Annotated in this window: 10 protein-coding genes and 1 other annotated feature; of the genes, 3 read left to right on the top strand and 7 right to left on the bottom strand. The window is 36.2% G+C overall.

Going from position 1 to position 9,218, the window contains the following annotated elements; all coding sequences use genetic code 11:
- Positions 1-82 precede the first annotated feature (82 nt).
- Positions 83-3,169, bottom strand: coding sequence for an isoleucine--tRNA ligase (ileS, locus tag CWS01_RS09710; protein ID WP_101176998.1), 3,087 nt, complete (start codon positions 3,167-3,169; stop codon positions 83-85).
- Between the two features lie 53 nt (positions 3,170-3,222).
- Positions 3,223-3,470 (bottom strand) — a binding site (T-box leader).
- A 633-nt stretch (positions 3,471-4,103) separates the two neighbouring features.
- Here ileS and CWS01_RS22335 point away from each other — a divergent pair.
- Positions 4,104-4,250, top strand: coding sequence for a hypothetical protein (locus CWS01_RS22335; RefSeq protein ID WP_157827619.1), 147 nt, complete (start codon positions 4,104-4,106; stop codon positions 4,248-4,250).
- A gap of 138 nt (positions 4,251-4,388) precedes the next feature.
- A complete protein-coding gene (locus CWS01_RS09700; protein ID WP_101176996.1) occupies positions 4,389-4,799 on the top strand; it encodes a glycoside hydrolase domain-containing protein in 411 nt (136 codons plus the stop codon).
- A gap of 195 nt (positions 4,800-4,994) precedes the next feature.
- Here the strand turns inward: CWS01_RS09700 and CWS01_RS09695 are convergent, their stop codons facing one another.
- Complete coding sequence (locus CWS01_RS09695; RefSeq protein ID WP_101176995.1) at positions 4,995-5,399, bottom strand: hypothetical protein; 405 nt, start codon at positions 5,397-5,399, stop codon at positions 4,995-4,997.
- Between the two features lie 286 nt (positions 5,400-5,685).
- On the opposite strand from CWS01_RS09695, the gene CWS01_RS09690 reads away from it, so the two are divergent.
- Entirely contained in the window at positions 5,686-6,198 is a 513-nt protein-coding gene (locus CWS01_RS09690) for a YhcN/YlaJ family sporulation lipoprotein (protein ID WP_101176994.1), read from the top strand.
- A 164-nt stretch (positions 6,199-6,362) separates the two neighbouring features.
- Here the strand turns inward: CWS01_RS09690 and CWS01_RS09685 are convergent, their stop codons facing one another.
- The 5 genes from CWS01_RS09685 to queD form a co-directional block, all read right to left on the bottom strand.
- Complete coding sequence (locus CWS01_RS09685) at positions 6,363-6,659, bottom strand: Parvovirus coat protein VP1-like protein (protein ID WP_101176993.1); 297 nt, start codon at positions 6,657-6,659, stop codon at positions 6,363-6,365.
- 141 nt (positions 6,660-6,800) lie between these two features.
- Complete coding sequence (locus CWS01_RS09680; RefSeq protein WP_101176992.1) at positions 6,801-7,316, bottom strand: aminodeoxychorismate lyase; 516 nt, start codon at positions 7,314-7,316, stop codon at positions 6,801-6,803.
- Positions 7,306-7,686 carry a hypothetical protein gene (locus CWS01_RS09675; RefSeq protein ID WP_101176991.1) on the bottom strand — a complete coding sequence of 127 codons (381 nt, stop codon included), beginning with the start codon at positions 7,684-7,686 and terminating at the stop codon, positions 7,306-7,308. Before CWS01_RS09675 ends, CWS01_RS09680 begins: the two co-directional genes overlap by 11 nt.
- Positions 7,687-8,014: 328 nt before the next feature.
- The gene (gene queE / locus CWS01_RS09670) at positions 8,015-8,737 is read right to left on the bottom strand and encodes a 7-carboxy-7-deazaguanine synthase QueE (protein WP_101176990.1); all 723 of its coding nucleotides are present in this window, start codon (positions 8,735-8,737) and stop codon (positions 8,015-8,017) included.
- Positions 8,730-9,215 carry a 6-carboxytetrahydropterin synthase QueD gene (queD, locus tag CWS01_RS09665; RefSeq protein ID WP_101176989.1) on the bottom strand — a complete coding sequence of 162 codons (486 nt, stop codon included), beginning with the start codon at positions 9,213-9,215 and terminating at the stop codon, positions 8,730-8,732. The genes queE and queD overlap by 8 nt, the downstream gene beginning before the upstream one ends.
- Positions 9,216-9,218: the final 3 nt, after the last annotated feature.

Below are 9,218 nucleotides of genomic sequence, written 5' to 3'. Positions count from 1 at the left end.
CTTTTTTGGGTCAGATCATTATAAGGAGTGTTTGTCTACAGTCTGCAAGGACAAGGCTATTTTAGCCATTGTCCTTTATTAATTATTCTGCTGGTACGAGATGAATAAAGACGGTTTCGCCGTTAATCGTTATGTCGCTTCCTTCCCCTTTTTCTTTCGTTATTTTTAAGTCTCTCATTAACAGATTATCCTTAAGCATCGATTGATAATTTGTTATTGCCTTTATTAATGGACCGTTTCCACCTATTTCAAGATTGACGCGAAGATTAATTGGCAAGTTCAGCTGTTTCCGGTATTCTTGAACAGCACGAATGAATTCTCTTGTCACTCCTTCTTGCATCAGTTCTTCTGTGATAGTGACATCTAACGTAACAGTAAGTGCTTCATTTGATGCAGAAGAAAAACCTTCTTTGGCTTTTTTCTCTACCATCACATCCTCTAGAGTAACAGGGATTTTTTCTCCTTTTGGACTGATAGCTTCGTCTAACCCATTCACTAAAAAAGCAGAAACTTCAGCTGATGACAACTGTTGCAGCCAGTTATTCACGATATTGGCATTTTTCCCGAATTTGTGGCCGGACTTTCTAAAATCTAACTTTAATGTAACCGCAGAAAATAACTCTTCTTCCTTGATTGTTTGAAATTGTTTAACATTCAGCTCTTCTAAAATAATCCCTTCGTATGGTTTCCAATTTATTTCTTCTAGCCTATTCACAACAGAAATGCCTGCTAATGGCTGTTTCACTTTTAATGACGCAGTATTACGAATCGATCTTCCTAATTCCACCACATCTAATACGGCTTGCATGTCTTTTTCTAGGTTATCGTTTAGAAGTGTTGAATCATATACTGGAAAATTGCTAAGATGAACGCTTTCTCCTGTTAACTGTCTGTATACATCTTCTGCTAGAAAGGGAGTAAAAGGTGCAAGCAGCTGACTTGTTTTGGTTAATACCGTATATAGTGTCTGATAAGCGGCTGCTTTTTCTTGCGTCATGCCTTCTGACCAAAAGCGGTTTCTTGAGCGTCTGACATACCAATTGCTGATTTCTTCTATTAATTTCCCAATTTCTCTTGCTGCGTTTGTAAATTGATAGGCTTCTAGATGCTGTGTTACTTGATAAATGGTTGTATGAATTCTTGATATCATCCACGTATCTAGTATAGTGTTTTTCCCATCATCATGCCTTTGGGGATCGAAGCCATCTAATTCTGCATATAACGTATAAAAGCTGTGGATATTTACAAACGTGTCGATTACTTTTGATTTTGCTTCCATCACAGCACGTTCAGAAAATCGTTTTGGATTCCATGGTGCACTGTCAGCAATTAATGCCCATCTTAAGGCATCTGCACCAAAATTTTCGATTAAATCCATGGGATCTAAGGCGTTTCCTTTGCTTTTGGACATTTTCTGTCCTTGTTCATCCAGAACATGGCCCAAACTTAATACTCGTTTGTACGGCGCTTTTCCTGTATAGAGTGTGGATACGGCAAGCAAACTGTAAAACCAGCCCCGTGTTTGATCAATTCCTTCAATAACAACATCTGCAGGGAACTGACTTTGAAATAATTTTTTATTTTCAAATGGCTGATGATATTGGGCAAAAGGCATCGAACCGCTATCAAACCAAACATCAATTACTTCAGGTGTTCGTTTCATATCTCCCCCGCATTTGGAGCATAAAAGGACAATATCATCCACAAATGGCTTATGCAGTTCTACATCCTCTTTAAGAGAAGAAACCGCTTTTTCTTGCAGCTCTTTTATGCTTTTAGGCGCTGTCTCGTGATTGCATGAACTGCATTGCCAAACATTAAGAGGTGTGCCCCAATAGCGTTTTCGGCTAATATTCCAATCCACCATTTGTTCTAAAAAGTGGCCAAACCTTCCATGTTTAATATGATCAGGATGCCAGGTTACTTCTTCATTATTTTTTAAAAATTGTTCTTTTAATGCAGTGGTTTCAATAAACCAGCTTTCATTTGCATAATACAAAAGTGGAGAATCGCATCTCCAGCAATGTGGGTAGCTATGTTCATGTCTGCTTTTATCAAACAGCAGTCCTTTCTCTGTTAGAAAGCGAATGATATCGACATCACAGTCTTTCACAAAGCGTCCTTGGAAAAGAGAAACTTCTTCTGTATATACGCCTTTTTCATCGACAACATTAACAAAGGAAAACTCATTTTGGCGGACTACTTGGTAATCATCTTCTCCGTATGCTGGTGCAATATGGACAATTCCTGTACCGCTCTCTGCTGTCACATAATCAGCGCCAACGACTTTGTGGCCTTTTTCTACGTTTACAAAATCAAAAGGCGCCGTATAGTCTAAACCGATTAAATTCTCTCCTTTTAGCACAGATAAGATTTTATGTTCTGTTTGAAATAATCTTTCAACAAGGGATTCTGCGACAATAAAGACATCCTCGCCTTTTTTGACTCGCGCATAAGATAAATTGGGATGGACAGCTAAACAAACATTGGCAGGAAGTGTCCAAGGTGTTGTCGTCCAGGCAAGAAAATATTCATTTTTTCGAGTTTTGATTGGGAATTTTACTGTAACCGTCAAGTCTTTGACCGTTTTGTAACCTTGTGCTACTTCATGGGAACTAAGGGATGTTTGGCAGCTAGGGCAATAAGGGGAAACTCGATGGCCTTTATACAGCAAATTTTTCTCATGGATGGTGCCGAGAATATGCCAAACACTTTCGATATAGTCATTTGTTAAGGTAATATAAGGATCATCCATATCTACCCAATAACCAAGCTGTTCCGTAAATTCTCGCCACTGTTTTTCATAGGTAAAAACACTTTCTTTGCATTTATCAATAAATTTTTTTACCCCATACTCTTCGATAGCTTTTTTCCCTGAGATGCCCAATTGCTTTTCTACCCCTAGTTCAACAGGCAATCCATGTGTATCCCAGCCTGCTTTTCGAATAACTTGATAGCCTGCCATTGTTTTATAGCGCGCAACCACATCTTTAATGGTGCGGCCTAGAGCGTGACCAACATGTGGCAACCCATTTGCTGTAGGAGGACCTTCATAAAAGACAAAAGATGATTCATTTTGTCTTTTAGAGATAGAATGTTGAAATGTTTTCTGTTGTTGCCATTGCTTTCGGATTTTTTGTTCCCGCTGTTGAGCTGTTTCTTTTTTCATGGTTATCGCCTCACTAAATAGTTTTTAAAGCGCACAAAAAACCCGTCCCTAAAGAAAGGGACGGGTTTAACCGCGATACCACCCTAATTCTATTGAAAAAAGTCGGTTCTCAATAGCACTTAAGCCACGTACCATCATACGCGTTCCTTTTAACGGTAGACACCCGTTCAAGCTTACTTGTGATTTCAGCTTGACTTCTCAGAGAGGATTTTCATCTATAAACAAAACACCGGCTTTCAGCAATCACCAGGCTCTCTTTGGAGTTGTTTTACAGAATACTTTTTCTCGTCAATGAATTTGTGCGCTTTAATTGCTATTTATCATACCTTATTGCCTTTTCTTTTGTCAATAGACAAACGCCCTTTAGAAGTAAGCTTTTTTGCTTATTAAACACTTCCTTTAAGCTTTTTCAGCCATCACATCTTTTTGCCCTTTTACATAACGTGAAGAAAGAAACTGCAGAAAAGGTGTGAAGAAATGGAGGGGAAAAACATATGCTACGGGCCATCATTTCTTGTTTTCTTGTGATTATCGGCGTTAGTTTTTTTTGCAGTCAAACGTAGCCCTTGCAGATGAACAAGCCAAAAACAAACAATCTGCAAGCTCTTCCTCTTCTATCGCAAATGATTAATCCACTACCAACAGCAATTTGTCTATTTCCAATTCTATTGAAAATAATATTAGTGGCGAATCAAAGGAAAAAATCAATAACTTCATTAAAACAGAAATGAATAATCTGGACGTCCATTTAACCAATAATGTGCAAAATAAACTAAATGACGATGCAAAAGCGACGGTCAACAATACAATCGAAAATTTATGAAAAAGGAAATTAACGGGTACATTAAATAATCAGATTGATAATCAAATCAATGGAAATAACATAATCGATATAAAAAATAAACTGATCAATAATGTCGAAGTCAATGTGAATGTGAATATTATCCATAATGTAACCGCTTCTAATCAACAGAAAGAAGAAGATAAAACAAACAATCCAAACCAGACTGAAGAGAAGCAGGAAGAAAATAAAGATAGTGGAAATAAACAGCAAGATAAAAAAACAAAACGAGTCTCCTGAATATGTGTGGGGCATTGACTCTGCCAGCGAAACAACGGAAACATTTTATCAATGCTTCAATGAAAACTTTGGGAACCCTGAAGTAGTGGCACGCTATTTAGGGAATAATGAAGATGTTTCGGAAAAGAACAAGTCGACCTGATTCATTCAAAAGACGATAAAATACTGTTGATTTATAATGCTTCCCAAGATGCAACAGTCTATGAGAATGGCAAATCGGAAGCACAAAAGGCAATTGATTTAGCTAAAGAGTTACATGTGCCAGATGGTGTAGCCATTTTTGCTGATATTGAACCAACCTACCCTGTTACTTCTGCTTTTATTGAAGGCCAGTATGAAAAAATGTCCTCTTCTGACTATAAACCGGGGATTTATGGAATTTTTGATGGCGGTCAATCATTAACGGAGGTATTTAATGCAGCAGCTGACAACCAAAATGATATAAAAGACACTACGTATTTATGGAGCGCATCACCGAATATCGGCATTACTACACAAAAAAATGCACCTGACTCTAATGTAGATGCACCAAAAGACTCTCTAGCATGAGGATGACAATATAGAATTGATGCCGAAACCTGCAATATTGACACAAATTTGTTTAATAGTAGACTAGTCAATCATTTATGGAGTAAATAGCAAGATAAAACATGAAGAAAAAACAAAAAACAGGTGAAGAAAAATTTATTACTTTTCTTCACCTGTTTGTATTTTTTAAAGGTGTTAGACAATCTCGTTTTTTCCTTACACTTCTTTTGGCGATGTTTTAACAACTAGCGCGGGTCTCGGGAACAAGCTGCCCATTGTTGTGCCTGAAATCGTTACATAGGCAACCGTTAATACTCCTGAAAAAATTCCAGCGAATGCCCCTTGTTTTGTGACAAAATTATTTTTCAGTAAACTGAATAACAAGGTTGGAAAAAGCTGTGTTACAAGGCTGTATCCCATCAATAATAAGGCAACCAATGTGCCGCCGCCTTTAAATATAACAATGAAAGCAATAATTGCTACAACTGGAACAAAATTACGAGCCATATTCGATACTTGTTTATCTGTAGCACTTGGCTTTAATACTTTATCTAAATCTAATGTAGATGTTAGCACTTGAGCAGCATGAATTAAGCTAATGAGTTGTTTTTCTATATTCAATGTAGATCCTCCACTGATTGTTGTTATTGCTATTGCTTCTTTTAATTGTAAAAGATATTTTTATGAAGACAAGTTAATGATGTATTGCTAATTAGAGGGATAGTCTACCATTTATTCTAAAAAATAGAATCTTTATTTTCCTTTTTGCAAAAGAACTTTTCGCTGAAATTAGTAGCTGCAGATTCGTTTATAAAAAAAGTGACAATTGTTGTTATCTCTCTAATGGAATAATAATTAGTATAGATGGGAAATTTAAACCTATTCCAACAGAAAGGAAGGATATACAATGAAAATCACAAAAGGTTTATTTGTCTTGTTTGGTGCTTTAACTATTTTGACTGGCTGTAATGCCAATAATGATAAAGAAAACGCGATGAATGAAAATGTTAATAATCGCAATAATGATGTCAACGTACAAAATGTTGGCTATCGAACAAATAACAACAATAATAATGCAACAACTGGGGATCTTGATTTAGCAGATAAAATTGCCGATAAAGTCTCAGACATTAAAGGTATAAAAAGAGCAGTTGTTCTTAAAACAGATCACAACGCTTTTGTAGCAGTTGAATTAACCGGAAATAAGAGTGGAGAAGTAACAAAAAAAATGGAAGATAAAATTGCAAACAAAGTGAGAAAAACAGATGGAGATATTGAAAATGTATATGTTTCATCCAACCCAGATTTTTACAATCGTATGACCAATTATGGACGAGATATTGAAAATGGCAAACCAATAAGCGGTCTTTTTAATGAGTTTAGCCAAATGGTCAGAAGAGTATTCCCTAACTATCGATAAATCACAAATGACTATTTGAAATCGTATTTATGTACAGGGGGGGCTGTCCAACAAGTCGATTTGACTATTGGATGTCCCCTTTCCATTCAAGAATGTTAATCTATCAGCATTCTTGATTTTTCGACTTTGCGGATTTTTCCTTTTCAGAAAGTTCCTTTTACTTGCTATCTTCTAGGACGTATAGAAAATCTGGTACGCATTTTCATAAAGTTTGCGATGAGTCGAGCAGTCTTTCCTTCCTGTGTAGACTGTTTGGTTTTTGCTTTTACACATTGAATTAATGCCTGATCACATCTTGTACAAACTCCAAACTTTGCGACACAATCATCATGCCTTTTGCAGCAAGCGTCTACATAATTAATTGGAGATCCTGGTCGACTGCATCCTGGTCCGCAATAACGATATCCCCCTGGCAGGCAAAAGCCTTTTTTGCGATTCGTAAGAGAATATTGATTTCTCAAAATGAACACACCTTCTTTTTTCAATCTATAGTAGTTTATGTCATAAAAAAAGCCTTGCTTGTGTGTTATTAATACATCCTCCTATTTCCCCCTAAAAAATAACAAAAAAAAGGATACCCACATGGATATCCTTTTTTGTTATTATTTTTTAAAGATAGTGCTAATAATTTTATCTGTGGACATCGTACTGTCAATTTCATAGCTTCCTGGTTTAAGGTATTTTTCAACCCCTTTATTTTCCACTTTTTTAGAAAATTGAAAACCAGTTTCTTTAATTATTTTGGCGCTTTTTAATGTATTGCCGACATCAATACTTGTCATGCCATTTGAGACATAAATCGTTGTGCGATAGACAACTTTCCCTGAATCGCTAGAAGATGCCTGTTTTTTAGCTTCTTCTACTTTTTGGCTCCATTCCGTTTCTTTTGCTTTTGCTTCTTCCTCTGATTGAACGACATATCCAGAAGAGGAAAGCAACTCTTTCATTTCATCCACGGTTGGTGTTTTAGCGACTTTTGTTACTTCTTCTTTTGTCTTTTCCTCTGCTGTAGTGCTTTTTGCTTGTACGTCATCTTTTGTCACAAAATAGGCGCCGCCAGTAATGGCTGTTGCAAGAAGCAAACCAGCTGAAAAACTAGTTAATACATTATACTTCATTTGCTACTTTTCTCCTTTCTTCTTTAGAAGTTACATAAGGAGACAGCAGATTCTCTAGTTCTGCTACAGATAGTTTTTTTTGTCCTGCGATACTTTCAATAGAGTAATTACGTTTATATAAATCTAAAATTTCGCGCATCATTACTCGGTCTTTAGAAGATAACTGAATGCCAGCATTTTTTTCAATTATTTCTAAATCAAGCTCAAGATTTCTTATTTGTTTTTGCAGCTGCTCCACTTCATCCATAACAGTTAAGTGAATCATATCTATTTCTCGTTGTTCTGCCTTTGCTGCTTGTCTGCCTTTAGCAAATGACATCATAAGCAAAATAACGGCTGCAACTAACAAAATGGCTAATATCCATTCCATCTTTTAAGATCCTCCCTCTTTTTAGAATCTAGCATTCTAAGTTTCTATTATACATTCTTTTTTTTGGTTTTTCGATTTTTTTCTACAAAATCCTTCGTTAGTCAGAAATTTGTTTTAGTTTTTCGAAATGATTAAAAACGATAATAGCTCTTTTTGCCTAATGTTCATTATACTATCAAGAATAAAAATTATTCTAGAAACATAGTTTAATCCATTGCATATCGATATGTCTATTTTTACGCTATTTTCTGGTGAAAATGGTTTCTTCCATAAACATATAAAGAAGCTTTCCTCTGAAAGTAACTGCTTTAATGGTGCGAAGGCTATTTTAAACCCCTCTTTTATTTCCCCATACATAAGCATGAAGCTGGGGAAGTACTCTTACATTCGTCCATTCATTGGATTCCATTACTTGATCGATTAGCCATTCATATTTTGTAAGCAACTTTGTTACTAATTCGTCATTATTTCCGTTTGTGGTATCATCATTGCCCACTTGTAGAAAAAATGGAGCATTCGAATAGCGTGCATATACTTTTTGGGCATATTCCAAATCTTTGTCATCAAATACGACTACTTTTAAGCTGAAATTAGTATGATTTGCTTGTAATTTAGCAACGATTTCATCTAATATGCTAAAATTTGTTTCCATACGGGAACTTGGCGGTTTAGGTGAAATGGTTAAATCATCTATTTCATCAAACCAGTCCTGCCACTTGCTTCCTTGTGTTTCTAATGCAACTTGGATGTTTTTTTCTTTGCATAATGAGATAAAACTTGCTAAAGAAGCAAGGAGAGCTGGATTGCCTCCTGAAATGGTCACATGGTCAAACCGGTCAGAACCGAGGGCATATAATTGCTCCCAAATGTCCTCTGCTGTCATCTGTTTTATTTCATGTTTGGCCGATCCATCCCATGTAAAGGCAGAATCGCACCAAGCACATTTATAATCACAGCCTGCCGTTCGGACAAACATTGTTTTTCTGCCAATGACCATGCCTTCCCCTTGAATCGTTGGTCCAAATATCTCGAGTACAGGAATTTTATTCAACTTCCATCCACTCCCTTTTTGCTTCTGCATAGCTTGTAGGTGTTTCAAATAGACGAACAAATTCCATTCTTGTTCCTTCTTTAATAGAATGTTTCGTTAAAGCCAGCTGCATTTTTTCATAGATCCATACCACCATATTTTCTGCAGTCGTATTCATATTAGGCAGCGTTTCATTTAAATAGCGATGATCTAAGTAAATTTCGATTTCTTCTTTCCAAATCTTTTTTATATCCCCAAAATCAATAACAAGCCCAATTTCATCGGTAAAGCCGCTAATGCCAAACACCACTTTGTATGTATGGCCATGAAGATTTTTGCATTTTCCCTCATATGCATGCAAATGATGGGAGGCGTCAAAAGTAAATTCTTTGCTGACAAGCACCCTTTTTTTATGATAATTCAATTCATTTTTTTTAATGTCAACATCTAGTTTTTGCAGGCCTTCTACAATGCGAAAGCCAAATAAATCTTTTTGCATGTT

The sequence above is a fragment of the Niallia nealsonii genome (assembly GCF_002835805.1).
GTDB lineage: Bacteria > Bacillota > Bacilli > Bacillales > Cytobacillaceae > Niallia > Niallia nealsonii.
Note: the sequence above shows the minus strand (reverse complement) of the source record. Positions and strands in the feature narration are given on the sequence as shown.

Bases quoted from the DNA above. Each gene is read 5' to 3' on its own strand.
- CWS01_RS09690 (WP_101176994.1), top strand. From the start codon at position 5,686: ATGAAAATCACAAAAGGTTTATTTGTCTTGTTTGGTGCTTTAACTATT.
- CWS01_RS09680 (WP_101176992.1), bottom strand. From the start codon at position 7,316: ATGAAGTATAATGTATTAACTAGTTTTTCAGCTGGTTTGCTTCTTGCA.
- CWS01_RS09675 (WP_101176991.1), bottom strand. From the start codon at position 7,686: ATGGAATGGATATTAGCCATTTTGTTAGTTGCAGCCGTTATTTTGCTT.
- queD (WP_101176989.1), bottom strand. From the start codon at position 9,215: ATGCAAAAAGATTTATTTGGCTTTCGCATTGTAGAAGGCCTGCAAAAA.
- ileS (WP_101176998.1), bottom strand. From the start codon at position 3,169: ATGAAAAAAGAAACAGCTCAACAGCGGGAACAAAAAATCCGAAAGCAA.